Origin of the sequence: Pilosibacter sp. YYHA0881 (genome assembly GCF_051602715.1) — a bacterium.
In the GTDB taxonomy this organism is placed as follows: Bacteria; Bacillota; Clostridia; order Lachnospirales; family Lachnospiraceae; genus Alitiscatomonas; species Alitiscatomonas aceti.
Genome location: NZ_CP175657.1, coordinates 1,754,358 through 1,770,582 on the forward strand (window position 1 = coordinate 1,754,358; position 16,225 = coordinate 1,770,582).

Annotated in this window: 17 protein-coding genes and 1 tRNA gene; 1 reads left to right on the top strand and 17 read right to left on the bottom strand. The window is 50.4% G+C overall.

Translation table 11 applies throughout. The features are described 5' to 3' along the window. Positions 1–40: 40 nt before the first annotated feature. The 15 genes from ACI6NM_RS08145 to ACI6NM_RS08215 form a co-directional block, all read right to left on the bottom strand. Positions 41–122 (bottom strand) — tRNA-Tyr (locus ACI6NM_RS08145). A 39-nt stretch (positions 123–161) separates the two neighbouring features. Beyond that, entirely contained in the window at positions 162–2,207 is a 2,046-nt protein-coding gene (locus tag ACI6NM_RS08150; protein WP_438500826.1) for an alpha amylase N-terminal ig-like domain-containing protein, read from the bottom strand. A 410-nt stretch (positions 2,208–2,617) separates the two neighbouring features. Next, a complete protein-coding gene (gene ftsH, locus ACI6NM_RS08155) occupies positions 2,618–4,429 on the bottom strand; it encodes an ATP-dependent zinc metalloprotease FtsH (RefSeq protein ID WP_438500827.1) in 1,812 nt (603 codons plus the stop codon). Between the two features lie 12 nt (positions 4,430–4,441). After that, on the bottom strand, positions 4,442–4,969 hold the full coding sequence (gene hpt / locus ACI6NM_RS08160) for a hypoxanthine phosphoribosyltransferase (protein WP_022272671.1): 528 nt from the start codon (positions 4,967–4,969) through the stop codon (positions 4,442–4,444). Beyond that, a complete protein-coding gene (gene tilS, locus ACI6NM_RS08165; protein WP_438500828.1) occupies positions 4,962–6,371 on the bottom strand; it encodes a tRNA lysidine(34) synthetase TilS in 1,410 nt (469 codons plus the stop codon). Before tilS ends, hpt begins: the two co-directional genes overlap by 8 nt. Before the next feature lie 72 nt (positions 6,372–6,443). Continuing rightward, the gene (locus ACI6NM_RS08170; RefSeq protein ID WP_438500829.1) at positions 6,444–7,859 is read right to left on the bottom strand and encodes a SpoIIE family protein phosphatase; all 1,416 of its coding nucleotides are present in this window, start codon (positions 7,857–7,859) and stop codon (positions 6,444–6,446) included. A gap of 98 nt (positions 7,860–7,957) precedes the next feature. After that, complete coding sequence (locus ACI6NM_RS08175) at positions 7,958–8,287, bottom strand: septum formation initiator family protein (protein ID WP_438500830.1); 330 nt, start codon at positions 8,285–8,287, stop codon at positions 7,958–7,960. Continuing rightward, positions 8,259–8,645: a spore cortex biosynthesis protein YabQ gene (yabQ, locus tag ACI6NM_RS08180; protein ID WP_022273522.1), complete on the bottom strand. Its 387-nt coding sequence runs from the start codon at positions 8,643–8,645 to the stop codon at positions 8,259–8,261. Before yabQ ends, ACI6NM_RS08175 begins: the two co-directional genes overlap by 29 nt. Positions 8,646–8,666: 21 nt before the next feature. Further along, positions 8,667–8,948, bottom strand: a complete 282-nt coding sequence (yabP, locus tag ACI6NM_RS08185; RefSeq protein WP_022273523.1) for a sporulation protein YabP — start codon at positions 8,946–8,948, stop codon at positions 8,667–8,669. A 208-nt stretch (positions 8,949–9,156) separates the two neighbouring features. Then, positions 9,157–9,396 (bottom strand): RNA-binding S4 domain-containing protein, encoded by a 240-nt coding sequence (locus tag ACI6NM_RS08190; RefSeq protein ID WP_158360203.1) that lies wholly within the window; start codon positions 9,394–9,396, stop codon positions 9,157–9,159. Between the two features lie 3 nt (positions 9,397–9,399). Next, positions 9,400–9,675, bottom strand: coding sequence for an HU family DNA-binding protein (locus ACI6NM_RS08195; RefSeq protein ID WP_022273525.1), 276 nt, complete (start codon positions 9,673–9,675; stop codon positions 9,400–9,402). 267 nt (positions 9,676–9,942) lie between these two features. Next, positions 9,943–10,236: a hypothetical protein gene (locus tag ACI6NM_RS08200; RefSeq protein WP_022273526.1), complete on the bottom strand. Its 294-nt coding sequence runs from the start codon at positions 10,234–10,236 to the stop codon at positions 9,943–9,945. A gap of 132 nt (positions 10,237–10,368) precedes the next feature. Next, positions 10,369–10,752, bottom strand: a complete 384-nt coding sequence (locus ACI6NM_RS08205; protein ID WP_337424995.1) for a MazG nucleotide pyrophosphohydrolase domain-containing protein — start codon at positions 10,750–10,752, stop codon at positions 10,369–10,371. Positions 10,753–10,878: 126 nt separating this feature from the next. Continuing rightward, positions 10,879–11,427: a stage V sporulation protein T gene (gene spoVT / locus ACI6NM_RS08210; RefSeq protein WP_337424994.1), complete on the bottom strand. Its 549-nt coding sequence runs from the start codon at positions 11,425–11,427 to the stop codon at positions 10,879–10,881. A 281-nt stretch (positions 11,428–11,708) separates the two neighbouring features. Then, on the bottom strand, positions 11,709–12,164 hold the full coding sequence (locus tag ACI6NM_RS08215) for a DIP1984 family protein (RefSeq protein WP_158360200.1): 456 nt from the start codon (positions 12,162–12,164) through the stop codon (positions 11,709–11,711). A gap of 420 nt (positions 12,165–12,584) precedes the next feature. On the opposite strand from ACI6NM_RS08215, the gene ACI6NM_RS08220 reads away from it, so the two are divergent. After that, positions 12,585–13,397 (top strand): hypothetical protein, encoded by an 813-nt coding sequence (locus tag ACI6NM_RS08220; RefSeq protein ID WP_337424993.1) that lies wholly within the window; start codon positions 12,585–12,587, stop codon positions 13,395–13,397. Positions 13,398–13,524: 127 nt separating this feature from the next. Here the strand turns inward: ACI6NM_RS08220 and ACI6NM_RS08225 are convergent, their stop codons facing one another. Further along, positions 13,525–15,042, bottom strand: coding sequence for a lipopolysaccharide biosynthesis protein (locus tag ACI6NM_RS08225; RefSeq protein WP_337424992.1), 1,518 nt, complete (start codon positions 15,040–15,042; stop codon positions 13,525–13,527). Between the two features lie 28 nt (positions 15,043–15,070). Then, entirely contained in the window at positions 15,071–16,222 is a 1,152-nt protein-coding gene (locus tag ACI6NM_RS08230; RefSeq protein ID WP_438500831.1) for an EpsG family protein, read from the bottom strand. Positions 16,223–16,225 lie beyond the last annotated feature (3 nt).

Here is a 16,225-nt window from a genome sequence, read left to right on the forward strand (position 1 = left end):
ATCTGAAAATCCGAATCAATTCAGAATTTCCAAATTCTACTGGGCGGAGGTGGATTCGAACCACCGAAGCAAGTTGCAGCAGATTTACAGTCTGTCCCCTTTGGCCACTCGGGAACCCGCCCATATCATTCTGACAAGTCAAAATGATATCACAAAATCAATTAAAAATCAAGCACTTTTTCCTCAAAGATCATGGCACAGAAGGGACCGATCTCAACGGTCAGGATCCCGTCCCTGACCGGGTACGGGAGACGTCCCACATTGTACCGCTCCACGCTGGATTCCATGATCCGGTCCATGGAATCTCCGGTCGCCTCTGCCTCCCATACAGGGATCTGAGCCCTCTGGGTAAAGCTCTCACTGTTGACCAGCACCACGCCCCGCTCATTTTCCTGGAATCTGCCGTAGGCGATCATGCCATTCTCTGCCAGCAGTGGCTTAAAGGAGCCCGTCCGGAAGGCCCGGTTCCAGTTTCGGATCCCCGCCAGATACCGGTGGAATTCCATCAGCTCCAGATCCTCCTGGCCCCAGGGGTATGTCCGCCGGCTGTCCGGATCCGTCCATCCGCAGACACCGGCCTCATCGCCGTAATAGATCGTCGGCGCCCCAGGCCAGGTCATCTGGACCACCACCGCCGCCCGGAAGATCCCGAGATTGATCCCCTCTGAGGCCGCCGCCTTCCCCCGGTAATCCAGCCGCCCCACCTGTCGGTTGGTCCTGGTAAGGAAACGGGAGTGATCGTGATTGGAAAGCTCGTTCATGGCCGCCATCATGGACGGCGTCTGCATCCAGCTCATATTGTAAAGCATGGTACACATAAACGCCTGGCTGTTCTGGTACAGATGGCCGTCGGCCCGGTCGCTGTGCTTTTCAAGCCCTGTTAAGAACCAGGAAAGAGGCTCCATGAAGGCATCGTAATTCATGATCGTATCCCACTGGTCGCCTCCGAGCCAGGAGGAGCCGTCTCCATAATGCTCTGCCAGGATCAGCGCGTCCGGGTTCGTCTCCTTCACCACCTTCCGGAAATCCCGCCAGAACTGATGGTTCATTTCCGGTGAGTGTCCCAGATCTGCCGCTACGTCCAGCCGCCAACCGTCGATGTTATATGGCGGCGACAGCCACTTCTTCGCAATATCCAGAACATATTGATATAACACCTCCGAGCCCTCATAATTAAGCTTTGGAAGGGTATTATGGTCCCACCAGCCCTCATAGGAGCCATTGTCGGGCCATCCGTTCTCATCCGAAAACTTAAAAAACTTCCGGTAGGGGCTCTCCGGATCCAGATAGGCTCCCGGCCCATAGCCGGATCTTCCGGCATATATCTTCTCCCGGTCCAGCCACTTATTAAAGGAGCCGCAGTGGTTGAACACGCCGTCCAGGATCACCCGCATGCCCCGCTTATGGACCTCTTCCATAAAACGGGCAAAAAAGGCGTCGCTGGCCTCCAGATTTTCCATATCCGTGGTCCGGACCGCATATTTTTCCGAGTGGCCGTTGTCGCTGTCATACTCGTCGGCCAGGCCCTCGGCCTCCTTTACGATCACCCCATAATGGGGATCCACATGCTCATAGTCCTGGGTGTCATATTTGTGGTTGGAGGGCGACACGAAGATCGGATTCAGATACAGCACCTCCACCTTCATGTCCTGGAGGTAATCCAGCTTGTCCCAGATCCCCTGGAGGTCACCGCCGTAAAACCGGTCCACATCCAGCACTGACAGATCCTCTCTCCAGTCGTCGATCTTCATCACCGGGAAGCCAATGTAAATATACTCGTCTGAAACCACATCATTATCCGGATCGCCGTTGCAGAACCGGTCAATGAAGATCTGGTACATGAGAGCGCCCTTGGCCCAGTCCGGCACATGAAAGCCAGGAGTAATGGCAAACATCTGCTGTCTCTGTATATCCTTCGTTACTCCCAGCCGGTTGTAAAGACAGGTCTCTCTGCCTTTTTTTATCTCAAAATAAAAACGGAGGGCCGTTTTTCCCACCGAGATCACAGTCTCATAAAAATCGAACCGCCCCCGGCTCTCTGCCTTATAAAGCTCGATCCGCTGGCCGCTTCCACATATGATCATAGAAACATGATCCGCGTTATTTTTTGCTGTCCGAAACCGCAGGGTCACAAGGTCGCCGGGATCTGGTTCCTCCGGACACCGGTATTCCGCAGTCTCGTCGCAAAACAGAGCCGCTTTTTCCATAAAAACAGCTTCTCCTCTCTGTCTCCTATGTTGTCTTATTTTTCTTCTGTTTATTATTATACAGGATTTCCCCGGGAATTGCACGGACTATTTTTCATGCCCGGCCTTTCCCTGCTTCCGGACAGAAAAAAGGCCAGCGGGGAATCGCTGGCCTTTTTCCGGAAAAGGTATTATGTCTCTTATGGGGTATAGCAAAAACTATATAATGTATTGGGGGGGTTACGAGTAGTAATATAGCATACGTTTCCGTATAAGTGTGCACAAACATGAATTTATTTCAAAAAAAAAATTAGCAGTATTTACTTTGGCCTTCAATATTTTGTTCAAATTTTATATTAGATAAAATAAAACGGCGTCTGCCTGTGTTTCTTTTGTCCAAACGCCGTTTTACTTTATTTTCTTAAGTGTGCCTATTCAAAAAGCGCCTCAAACTCGTCCTGGCTGATCTTTTCCTTTTCCAGCAGAAGTTCACAGCACTTATGAAGCACATTCTCATGTTCCAGGATGATCTTCTTTGCTTTTTCATAGCATTCGTCGATGATCCGCTTTACCTCGCTGTCAATGGCCGTAGCCACACTCTCGCCGTAGCTTCTGGCATGGGCCAGATCCCGGCCGATGAACACCTCATTCTCATCGCCGCCGTAATTGATCATTCCCACCTTCTCAGACATACCGTACTCAGTCACCATGGCCCGGGCAATGGCGGTGGCCTGCTTGATATCCTGGGACGCCCCGGTGGTCACATCGCCGAAGATCAGCTCCTCCGCGATCCGTCCGCCCAGGGATACCATGATATTCTGGAGCATCTTTCCTTTTGTGTTGAACATCTCATCCTTTTCCGGCAGAGGCATGGTATAGCCGGCTGCGCCCATTCCCGTAGGGATGATGGAAATGGTATGGACAGGGCCCACATCCGGCAGCACGTGGAACAGGATCCCGTGGCCCGCCTCATGGTAGGCAGTGATCTTCTTTTCCTTTTCAGAGATCACCTTGCTCTTCTTCTCCGCTCCGATCCCTACCTTTACAAAGGCCTGGTCGATATCCGCCTGGCGGATGAAACGGCGCCCTCCCTTGGCCGACAGGATGGCCGCCTCGTTTAACAGGTTCTCCAGATCCGCTCCGGTAAAGCCTGCGGTGGTCTGGGCCACCCGCTTTAAGTCCACATCATCGCCCAGGGGCTTTTCCGCCGCATGGACCTGAAGGATCTCCTCCCGGCCGCGGATATCGGGCTTTCCAACACCCACCTTCCGGTCAAAACGGCCGGGACGCAGGATCGCCGGATCCAGGATATCGACCCGGTTGGTGGCCGCCATGACGATGATCCCCTCGTTGACACCGAAGCCGTCCATTTCCACCAGAAGCTGGTTTAAGGTCTGCTCCCGCTCGTCGTGACCGCCGCCCATACCGGTGCCGCGGCGTCTGGCCACAGCGTCGATCTCGTCGATGAACACGATACAGGGGGCGTTCTTCTTGGCGTCCTCAAACAGATCGCGGACACGGGATGCGCCTACGCCCACAAACATCTCCACAAAGTCAGAGCCGGAGATGGAGAAGAAGGGAACGCCTGCCTCCCCGGCCACAGCCTTGGCTAAGAGGGTCTTACCACTTCCCGGAGGGCCCACTAAGATCACGCCCTTGGGGATCCTGGCTCCCACATCTGTATATTTTTTCGGATTTTTCAGGAAATCCACAATTTCCTCTAAATCTTCTTTTTCTTCCTCAAGACCGGCGACCTTGGAAAAATCCACCGAATTGGTGCGGCTCATTTTTGCCCGGCTTTTTCCAAAGTTCATCATCTTGCTGTTTCCGCCGCCTCCTCCGATCCGGGCGTTCATGTACATCATCAGGAACATGATCACCACAGCGGAAAGACCGATGGGAAGGATAATGGTCATCAGATAATTGTCTTTGGGAACATCATCCACCAGATAGTCGATCCCCTTTTCCCGGAAAAGCTGCTGGACCTCCATCACATCAGACACGGCGATCTTTCCGCGTTCTCCATTTGTCAGGATCGTCATTACGACGCCGGTGGGCGTCTGGGCGTTCTGGCGGATCAGGGCCGTCTCGATCGCGCCGTTTTCCACAGACGTCATGAACTCCTGGTATGTCATCTCATCGCTGAACAGGTTTCCCTGCTGGCTCAGTGTGGACGCAAAAAAGATCAGCGCCATCACAAGCAGGATCAGTCCCATTCCACGAAACTGCTGGTTCTGTTTCAACTGGCTGCCTCCTTACTGAAATTCTACAACGCCGATATACGGAAGATTCCGGTATTTCTGGTCATAATCCAGGCCAAAGCCCACCACAAACTCGTCGGGGATCTCAAAGCAGGTATAATCCACCTTCACCTGCTTCTTCACACGGCGCTCCGGCTTATCCAGCAGCGTACACAGATGAATGGACTCCGGGTTCCTCTGCTTTAAGATCTCGATCAGATAGGCCAGGGTCCGGCCAGAATCGATGATGTCCTCCACGATCAGCACATTCTTTCCCGCAATGGATTCGTCCAGATCCTTTACGATCCGCACCACGCCGGAGGACTCGGTGCCGCTGCCATAGCTGGAAACAGACATGAAATCCATGGATACAGGCACCGTCAGCCGCTTGGCCAGCTCGCATGTAAAGAACACGCCGCCCTTTAAGATGCAGATCAGATGCACCTCTTTTCCTGCATAGTCCCGGTTGATCATTGCCGCCACTTCCGCGATCCTTTTATCAACCTCTTCTTCCTTCAATAAAATACGAACATTTTCAGCCATTTTCTTCTCCTTTGCAAACTTGAACTTCCAATATAGTACGGGTATTCTCCGTGATCTTATAAAATTCACTGATGCGGTATCCCATGGCCCAGAGCACATGGCTTCCCTCTGTCAGAAGCGGGATGGATGCCCGTTTCTCCTCCGGAATCTTTTCATCTATGAAAAAACGCTTTAAAAGCTTTCTTTTCCCCCCGGCGATCATGAGATAATCACCGCTTTCCCTGGTCCTGACGGATAACGCACCTTTGATTCTATCATAATCAAACCATTTCGTATACTGGTTTTTGGGAATTTCCATTCCTTTTTTATAAGGAAGCAGCCGGGTCTTAATGGGAAATGCCTCCAAAGCCCTTTCTCCGGCCGCCCGGGACAAAAGCCGTTTTTCTGGAGCCACCTCCAGGCGGTCATAGCCCCGCACGGCCCTGAGCCCGTATGGAAGGACCGCCTCCGTTCCTCCCCCCGGCCCCGTCAGGGCCCGCACCGCCTCCACATGCCTTGCGGAAATATCCCTGGGACTGCCCGCTGCCCGGGATACCATGGCCCGCACCAGATAGCCCTGGACCACCGGCGGCTGGCGGTCGAAGATCTCTGTGGGGATGGACACTGCCAATGCCTCTGGAACATCTCCCGCGTCCTCCGGCAGCCGATCCAGGTCCCCAGCGTCCGCCAGAAGCTTTTCTGCCAGCTCCGCAAAATACGCGTCTGCCTGGGCTGCCAGCTCCGCAGCCGCCAGGATATGCTCCGGAGCCCTGGCGTTGATGTTTTCCTTCACCCAGGGCAGAAGCTGGTTGCGGATCCTGTTTCTTGTATACACATTTTCCCCATTGGTGGAGTCCTCGCACCAGGGGATCCCTCTTTCCTCCAGGTATCCGGCGATCTCTGCACGGGACAGGCAGAGGAGAGGCCGGATCACCCCCCCCCGGACCGGCCGGATCCCGGAAAGCCCTTTAAGGCCGCTCCCCCGGAACATGTTAAAAAGCACCGTTTCCGCACTGTCGTCCCGGTGGTGGGCCGTGGCCGTCTTCTGACAGGAAAACTGCTCTGCCGTCTCCTTCATATGCTCATACCGCAGGATCCGGCCCGCCTCCTCCCCGGAGATCCCCCGGGCCGCCGCATACTCTGCCACATTTTCATGAGCCACTGCCAGAGGGATGCCAAGACGGCCGCAGATCTCCTTCACATAGGCCTCATCCCGGTCTGCCTCCGCTCCCCGCAGGCCATGGTTTAAATGAAAGGCCGCCAGGCGGATCCCCAGCTCCTCTTTCAGTTCGTCCAGCAGGAAAAGAAGGCAGACGGAATCGGCGCCTCCCGACACCCCGGCCAGGAGCCCGTCCCCCGGCTCTGTCATCTCCCAGGACCGCATATATTCCCTTACTCTCTGTTTTACAGCCTCTCCTGTCACTCTCTCATCTCCTGTTTTCCAGCGCTGCACCGGCAGGCCGCCGCCAGCGTCCGGACCTGCCGTTTCCGGCTCCTATCTCCCGTAGATACCGCCCACCAGCACAGTCATATCGTCCCTGGGCTCCCCGTCAAAGGACAGGGCAAAGGCCATGATCATCTCCGCTGTCTCCTGGGGCCCGGCCGCCGGCAGACCGGCAAGGAAATCCGAAAACGCCGCTTCCTTTTCCGCCCCCGGCATGGCGTCCAGGACGCCGTCGCTGACCATGACGATCCGGTCCCCGTCCCAGAGCTTCTTTGAGATCATCACCGGCTCCACCGGATTCATGACCCCGGCGGGCACATGCTCCGACTCCAGCACCTCCACACCGTCCCGGCCCATGATAAAGGAGGCCACGGCTCCCAGCTTCATGGCCTCCGCCACTCCGGAATAAAGATCCACCAGGCAGAGGTCCAGAGTCGCCGGACGGTCGTTCTGCCCGGTCAGCAGAAGCACCGTGTTCACCAGCTTTAAGGCCGACCTGGCTGAAAAGCCCGTGCCCAGAAGCTGCTCCGTCAGCTCCATGACCTTCTCGCTGTCCTCGCTGGCCGCCTGGCCGCTGCCCATGCCGTCGGACAGGCTTAATATGGCCTGGCCCGGAAGGCCGCTCTTAAAGGTGTAGCTGTCGCCGGAGACCTCCTCGCCGTCCCTGGGGACCCTGGAGGACCCGAACAGGATCCGGTACCTGCCGTCCTCAATGAACCGGAAAGAGGCCGGATTCCTGGTGATGATGGCCTTCCCGTCCCGGGCGGCGCTGAAGCTGCCCTTCATGACCCTGGCAATGGCCTCTGAGGCGTCCCTGGCCGTCATACAGCGGCCGTTGGTCATCCGGGCGGTCATGAACACCTCCCGCCGTCCCTGACCGTACTGGAGCACCAGGAGGCTTTCCACGTCGATCCGCCGTTTCCGTAAGACCGTCCTCAGCTCTCCCTCCCAGGTCATGGTCACATCCAGGGCCTGCTCCATCTGGCCGGAAAATTCCTCCAGGATCCCCGCCAGCTCCTCAAACTGGGTCATGACTGCGGCCCGGCTCTCCAGAAAGCGGTTTTTCCAGGTCAGGTTCATGGTGGCCCGCCCCAGGTTCCGGTTCAGCTGCCCCAGATAATCCGATTTTCTCCGGCATACCTCCAGAAACCGCCGGGGCATGTCCTCATATTCCACACAGCCCTTTTTTTCAAAGGTCCGCAGAAGATAATACAGATAATAATTCTCATCATCCCCGCCCCGCCTGCATTCCCTCTGGATCCCGCAGGACTCGCACGCTCCGCATACCATGGCCGACGCCGCCTCCAGGGCCGCGATGCCGTCCTCTCTGGAAAGCCCCGGCTCCTCCCGGCACCGCCCGAAGGTCTTTGCCAGCCCGCCCAGGGACTGGGCCATATCCTTCAGCCGCCTGGCCGCGTAAACGTTGGCCTCCGCCATGTCCTTATGTACCGCCCGCCTTTTTAACACAAAAAATCCCTCCTAACCTGCGTACCATATTATAAACAGATCAGGGGGAAATATTTGTCAGTTTTCCGGGCAGTCCATAAAAAATTCCATGACACGATCTACCTGGATTCCTCTGCCTTAAACAAAATCTCGTCCTTTTTGACCAGGCCCAGCTTTTCCTTGGCGACCTTTTCCACATACTGCTTGGTCTGGACGTACACACGGTACTCCTCGAGCTGGGCGGTCCTGGCGTCTTCCTTCGCCTCCAGCTTTTCCAGGTTCTGCTCCCTGGCCTGGTATTCCAGGTCCTTTTCCCGAAGGGAGGACGCGCCGATATTGACCACCACGGCAAGGCTTAACACCACTGTGGTGATCCCGATCAGGGCCATACGGTTCTCCAGTCCATATTTCGGTTTTCTTTTATTTCTTCTGTTTCGGCTCCGCTTCATAATTCCTCACTTCTCTCCGGGCTCTGATATGTATTATTTTCATTTTAATCCATCTTCCGGCCTTTTTCAAGAGGACAAATACATTCCTGCTGACAATTCTGTCGTAGGCCGTCATAGATAAAAGCACACAGCCAATGACGTACCCCCGGACCACGCCGCTGTTCTCCCAAAACAATAAGGAAAAGGTCATGACTGCACAGTAGATCCAGTAAAAAATGTCCTCCAGACCTGTCCATAATGAGCCGTGGGGCACCAGCAGCCGGAAAAGCCGGAGAAGATCATAGCTGACCATGAGAACAGCCCCCAGTAAAAAGCTCATGAGCGCCAGGGCCGCCTCGTCCTGTATGTAAAGGCTCAAAAGGATCTCCCTCCCCGCGTCCTACTTAAACAGTCTGGAAAGAAGCGACTGGCCGGTCTTTTTGAAGCTTTCGCTGGAGGAATATACAAGACTGTCTGCCTGTCCCTCGATGTCGATCTCCCCCTTTTCCAGAGTCAGCCTGCTTACATGGAGGTCTTTTCCTTTGATGGTCAGAAGCCCCATGTCTGTATCCAGCACGATTGTATTTTCATCAAAGGAGATCACGTCCAGGATCCCCGTAAGATTCCCTTTTTCCCGGTTGTACAGCATGATCTGGTGGGAAAGTCCCATTTTTTCATCCATAAAAAAACCTCCTGACATACTTTTTATAAGTATATTAGGAGGTCTTCTCTTTTATTCATAACCGCGCCATATCTTTGCGGCTACGTTTCCTGTTGACGGCTGAACGCCCGCAGAAGGCGGCACACGCCAGGCGCCGTCTTCCCGAAGCTGCGTTCCATATTGCCCGCGCGGCTGCACAGCTCCCCAAAAGCCGCGCCCCTGCGGCAGATCAAAGATACCGGTAAAGCTCCTTCACGTCGTCCTTGCGGACCGTTTCCTGGACGTCCAGGACCTCTACCTTCACAGATTTCGTTCCAAACTGGATCTCAATGATATCTCCCTGCTTCACAGCTGCAGACGCCTTGGCCGGCTTGTCATTGATCATGACCCGTCCGGCGTCGCAGGCCTCGTTGGCCACGGTCCTCCGCTTGATGAGGCGGGATACCTTAAGAAATTTATCGAGTCTCATGGATTAAGCGTTTACCTGATCCTTTAATGCCTTGCCGGCTTTGAACTTGGGAGTTCTGGAAGCTGCGATGGTCATAGCCTCGCCAGTTTTCGGATTTCTTCCTTCTCTCTCCGGTCTCTCAGATACCTCAAAGGTACCAAAGCCAACTAACTGGATCTTCTCACCCTTCACTAATTCTTCTGCTACAACGTCTGTAAAGGCCTTCATTGCCTTTTCTGCATCCTTTTTGGAAAGCTCTGCCTTTTCTGCCACTGCTGCGATTAATTCTGTCTTGTTCATTGAAATTTCCTCCTAAAAATTAGCTCACGATCACCAGAGCGTCTCCGGCGAAGTCCTTGAATTTATAACAGCGGCCCGGCATAGCCGGACCACCGTTTTTTGTACTCTTACATTTATATATGTTTCTGCTTTCTTTGTCAAGGTTTTTCCGCAAAAGAACGAGGTAAAATCACGGTTTTCCGGGGTCTGGAGCCTCCAGGAAAACTGCCTGTCCCGGCGAAAAAAAGGGCGGCGGTTTTTACGCCGCCGCCCTGGGAAAACACAGTCTTAGCTGAGCTCGATCTTTTCTGCCTCTTCCGGCTTAAAATCGTTCTCCAGATCATAGATATTGTGGCCTGTGGAATCGCCCAGAACGCGGCCCTCTAAGGAGTAGCAGCGGATAAAGCGGGTGTCGCTGACGCTGGACCAGTGCTCTACGTCCCAGGTCAGATACCCCATATCGTCGCTCTTCTTCTCTTTCAGGTACAGATCCACCTGTCTGCCGTCCTTCATGATCTTAATGAGATCCTTATAATCAGCGATCTCCACTTCCTCTTTTTTTACAGAATCATAAATCTTCATTGGAATCTCCTCCCCATATTCGTTCATACGATCCCGGCTTTACCGGGACCTGTATGTTTATTATAGCCTTCATGGGGCGAAAACACAAGAAGAGATTGGAAAAATGCGGGAATGCCCGGCCAGGCTGGGCTTTTACCGGTTCTTCCGGGCCGCCCGGGCCTCTTTTTCTCTCCTTTTGATCTCCTCCCAGGTCAGGTCCTTCTCCATCTCCCCGCCGAAAAGCCTGGGGTGACGGTGCACCATCTTTTCACAGATCCCATTGACCACGTCGTCAATGGTAAAATTTCCCTGCTCCTTTTCGATCTCACAGTGGATCATGATCTGGTACAGCACGTCTCCCAGCTCCTCGCACAAATTTTCCGTATCCTGGTTGTCGATGGCTTCCAAGACCTCTCCGCACTCCTCCACCAGATACTTTTTCATGGACTCATGGGTCTGGACGCTGTCCCAGGGACAGCCGTTCTCCTTATCCCGGAGCTTCTCCAGGATCTGCTTTAAATCATCAAATGTATACATGATATCCTCCGGCTCCATTGAAATGCCGCCGGGAGCAAAGACCTTCTGTCCCGGCATCCTGATATCAGTATAACAGAAACCATATGGTTTGTCATGGGTGATTTCCCAGCCCTGGGGACCAGGCCGTCAGCTTTCCATCTGCCTTCCCAGGAATCCGGCGGCAGTGGCTGCCAGACGCAGCTCGCCCTCAGAAAACTTTGCCCGGGGCTCCCGGCTCATGATGACCACCGCTCCGATGGCATCGCCCTCACAAATGATCGGCGTCACCACCTGGGCAGTGACGCCTTCCATATCCTCTGCGGAGACCTCCACATAATTCCGGTCGTCCTTCCCGGCCTGGACGGTGACCCGCTCCTGGATCACATGCTCCAGCTGTCTGCTGATGGGCTTCTGCAGCAGCTCCTTCTTCGCGCCTCCGGCGGCTGCGATCACCTGGTCCCGGTCTGTGATGCAGACCATGAGCCCCGTGGCCTGGGCCATGGCGTCCGCGTACTGTCCGGCAAAAGCATTGAGCTCCATCATCGGCGAGTACTTTTTGAGAATGATCTCCCCTTCCCGGTCTGTGAAGATCTCCAGAGGCGTGCCCTCCCGGAGCCGGAGCGTGCGGCGGATCTCCTTGGGGATCACCACCCTGCCCAGGTCGTCGATTCTCCTTACGATTCCAGTAGCTTTCATAACGTAAATTCCTCCATTTGCTTTAACTATCCGTTTCTGGAAAATAGTATCTGTAAATGGAGGAATTTTATGCGCTCTATGAAATTTTCCCCGTTCCCGCCCTCGCAGGCCCAGTCAATGTCCGGTAATAACCATACTCAATTACGATGCACATGTACGCGATCGGGGCATAACGATCCAGATAGGGAGTCGAACCCCAGACATGCGCCCTTACATGTGCCATGTACGGCTTGCGCAGCCGCCGCGCGACATTCGCCCTGTTCCTGCTACCAGACCCAGCCTTATTCGATCAGCTCTGTGCTCCAGTTATTCTCCTGGAGCTTATTGTCCAGCAGTCTCAGCTCTTTGGCCATTTTGTCGATCTCATCCTGCCAGTCCGTTACAGAGATGGCCGCCTTGATCTTTATCTCCGTATTTCTTGCCCTGTAAGACGTCTGGCTTCCTGTATAGACAATGTCCTTATATACGCCGATCTTCAGGATCAGCGCATCCTTTCTTGCGATCAGCTCCGTTAAGGTCCGGCCATCCACCTTTGTCTGGGAATTGGTCAGGTTGATCCTGGAGATCAGATACGCCAGCCGCTCCACCGACGCATCCAGCTCCCGCTTCAGCCGTTCCGGCTCCTCTGCGGTTCTTTCGCCTTCCTGTACCAGCACATTGCTGTTCAGCCTCTTCCTCAGCTGCTCAATATTCCTGTTTAAATCCGCCCGCTCCTGCAGCGCCTCTGCCAGCTTCATTGTGTATCCCTCCCGGTTGGTTTGGTGTGGTATCACTGTGGTGGTGCAATGATGGGGGTGTGATACCGTGGTGGTTTGGTTGAATTGTTTGGTTGAAGGATTTGTTTCCTAAATATCGTATTGATATAGTTTAGTATAGCACATGGGAAGTGGGAAATCTATCGTAGGGAAGAGGAAATGTGATGATTGCGAAAGAAGCTTGCGAAGGCCGAAGCCAGAATTGGGGAATCGGCGATTTTATCTCATACACCCTTGCACTGCTGTTCCAGATATGCTACACTGGCACAAAGCATATATTTCTTACTTTCCCGGCCAATCCGGTCGTCTGGAGATTCTTATTCATTTCAGAAGATCTATGCTTTTCCCTTATTAAAATTTGAAAAGCAGGAGATCTCCGGTTCTCCTGCGGAAGGAGGACATATGAAGCCTATGAACGATCATGCCCAGGCTCCGGCACAGTTCCCCATGGCCCGGCGAGACTACAAGGACACTCTGTTCCGGCTGCTGTTCCAGGACAGGGACCGGCTCCTAAGCCTTTACAACGCAGTAAAAGGGACGTCTTACGCTTCTTCGGAGGAGCTGACCGTAGTGACTCTGGAAAACGCTGTGTACATGAACATGAAAAACGATGTGGCCTTCCTGGTAGATTTCCAGCTGAATCTCTACGAGCACCAGTCCACCTGGAATCCCAACATGCCGCTCCGTAACCTGTTCTATGCAGCAAAGGAGTACCAGACCCTTACCCGGGACCAATCCCTTTATGCGCCCCAGCTGGTAAAGATCCTAAAGATCGCGCCCGGGAAGAATAAGGAGCTTATGGATACCTGCCAGACGTTGAAAGAGTATATGCTCTTTGTGGAACGGGTGCGGCTCCATGCAAAAACCATGGCGGTGCAGGCGGCGGTCCACCGGGCCGTCACAGAATGCATCCGGGAAGGGATCCTTTCGGATTTCCTCTCTAAGAACCAATCGGAGGTGATCGCAGTGAGTATATTTGAGTATGATGAAGAACGTGAACTGGCGCTGATGCGGAAGGCCATCGCCTCTGAGGCGCGGAAAGAAGGAATCGCAGAAGGGCGCAATGCAGGACACAAGGAGGGACGCGAGGATGAGATAAAAAGCCTCATCCGCACCAAACTTCAAAAGGGAAAGTCCATATCGCAGATCGCGGATGAGCTGGAGCGGGATGAGGAGACGATTGAGAGGGTGATTCGGGGGATGGGAGGTGAATGAAGGAGGCTTTCTCTTTTGTCCGCACCCCCGATTTTCATACCCTGGAAAATTGGAATTATTATTTTGTTTTTTACAATATATACACAATGTATACGGTATTCATAAAAAATACTGCTTCCGACAAGATTCACTTTCTATATTTTCTTAAAACTGTATTTATAAACTCTACACAAACACTTTTGTAAAACATATAATTAATTATAAAGGCAACAATAAATGCAATTATCGAAATAAACACAGCGGCTGCAAAGCAGTGAACATATGTGTCTATTGTAAACATAGATAATCCATAGGATGCCAAGATAAAAATGGCTACAAAACCGATTGTATTTACTAAACTTCTTTTAATGAAGCATCCTACTTTTCTATAGAATACTTGCCTAGATAAGTAGAATACATAGTAAACCAATCTAAAAAATACTGCAACAGCTGTTCCTATCGCAATACCTATCAATCCAAACTGTTTAACCAGTATAATAGAGAGAATTACATTAATGGCTGCCTCTCCATATGCGGCTATCCTGGTTTCTTTGAACTTGCCAGCTGCTATCACCATTGCATGATAAGGTGTTCTTAAGCAATAGAGCAACGATGAAATACTCAGTATAAACGAAAATATAGGCGCAATATAATCTGCGTCATTTATGTTAAAAGTATATACTCTTACAAATGGTACAATCATGGCAACTAAAGTACCATACATGGTCAGAGAGGTAAATGATATAAGCATTTCATAATAATCAAACATTTTATGTAATAAATTTAATTCTCTTCTCGCTAACATGTCTCCAAACAAGGCTTCCATGCCTGCAACAAAAGAAATCGTTAAACTTTGAACAGCACTTATAACCATGTTATAAACGGAATATACAGCAACCAGTGTCAGATTACTAAAAATTGTAATAATCGCCACATCTGTATTGGAATGAAGAAAATAAGCAATGTGTTGGCCTAATCCATCCCACTTTTGTTTCAAAGCCTCACTATCGCCCCCCCTTGCTTTTGTCAGTGTAAAATGATGTCTAACATAAAGCGACAACAATATAGGTCGTACAAAATAAACCAGACTGCTTGCTAGCTTCACCGCAATCAGACTACAATTTAGCGAGACCAATATAATTGTCATAATAGTATTGAATATCATTGTGCTCACATTAATAAGATTAGATATATACTGTCTTTGTGAAGCCTCAATCAATACTGCATTTGAAATTCCAATGAAATATTGGCCAAACAATGAAATACTTATAGAAAAAACCAACAATATCGTGGTGGTTTCATCAAAGCAATTTATGTCTGCTATTTTATTAAAATTAAATGCCAAAAAAATAACATAGGCAAGAAAAATAAAGCCGATTACGTTAAAGAATCTTTTTATTTCATGAAATATCGCACTTATTTGTACTATGTTGTTTTCTGCCAATGGTTTATATAAAGCAGCTCTTGCAACGCCCCCTATTCCACCCTCTAATAATGCAATATATGAAAGAAATTGAGTAATGGAAGCTGTTGCCCCATATGGTTCGGATCCATAATGCCTTATCAAAAGTCTAGGCAAAAGAAAACCACACACAATGGTTGCTATTTGACAAGCAAAAGGGATAATTATATTCAACTTTGCTCGTCTAAATCTAAGCTCACCCATTTTGTTTTGCTCCTTTTATGTGAAGATCTCATACAAAAAAATAATTAAATATCCTCATATACAAATAATAAGTATTGAACGCAATAAAAAAAGCACTGACAACATATAACCCAATCACAGAAAAACTTCCCAATAATTTATATCTATTGTTCTTTATAGATATGAGCAACAGCCTATTCTTTATCATTGTATGTGCAATATAAACCATATAGGGAATCGAAATAAAAAATAAAAGATTCGTTAATCTCGAAAACAGGACATCAATCCCTATTCCACCAAGAGCAATAGCCTCCAAGCATACTGTCAGTTCATAATAGCTTTTAAAAATAGCCTTTTCGCATTTCACTACATATGTGGCTACAATAAGTACTAAAATTGCGATAATAACACCGCCAAATACCAACCGCAGATTGTACTCCGTCCTTATTGAATAACCCTTTATTTTATTTAGCAGTGTAACTATAAAAGAAAAGCCAGAAAAGCGGCTCAAAATCATTTGTATTAATCTTAATCCTGGTTGTAGAAGCAAACAAGCTACCGCAACTAATTTGAATGAAATCATTCTCCGAAACAGCAATATTATTCTCAAAAAAAGGATAATAAACACAGAAGAATGTACCATAGAAAGTAAAACAAGTAACGTAATGCTTAGCCATTTATTTTTATGCTCTACTAAGTCTTCATATAATACTAATGCAGCAATCGCAAATGCAATAGCATTACGTACACCAGAAATTTCTCCATAATTAAACACAAAAATAATGTATAAAATAACTATGGCAAATTTTTGTGTTGATAGTGGGTACTTTTTAGCCGCTCTATATGCAAGAAAAAAGAGCGAAATATAAACTATCACCCCAGATACATACGGAAGTAGTTCTTTTATTCCATTTCCTACATTTGCTATTACCCATAGGTACAAAAAAGAAACATACTCTGTGCCGCTTATGTATGAGCTCCAAGTACTTTCTGTATTGAATAAATCATGTAACTGCATACCTTGCATATGTTCTATCATGACATAATATCTACTTAGGTCATAAGAATCATTCGGAACGCTAAAACCAAAATACAGCAACGGCAACATAAACGAAAGAATTAATATATATAATCTTCTGATTTTAACTGGTACAAAAAAACCCAATATGCTGCAAATAACAAGATATCCTGCAACAATCAATTT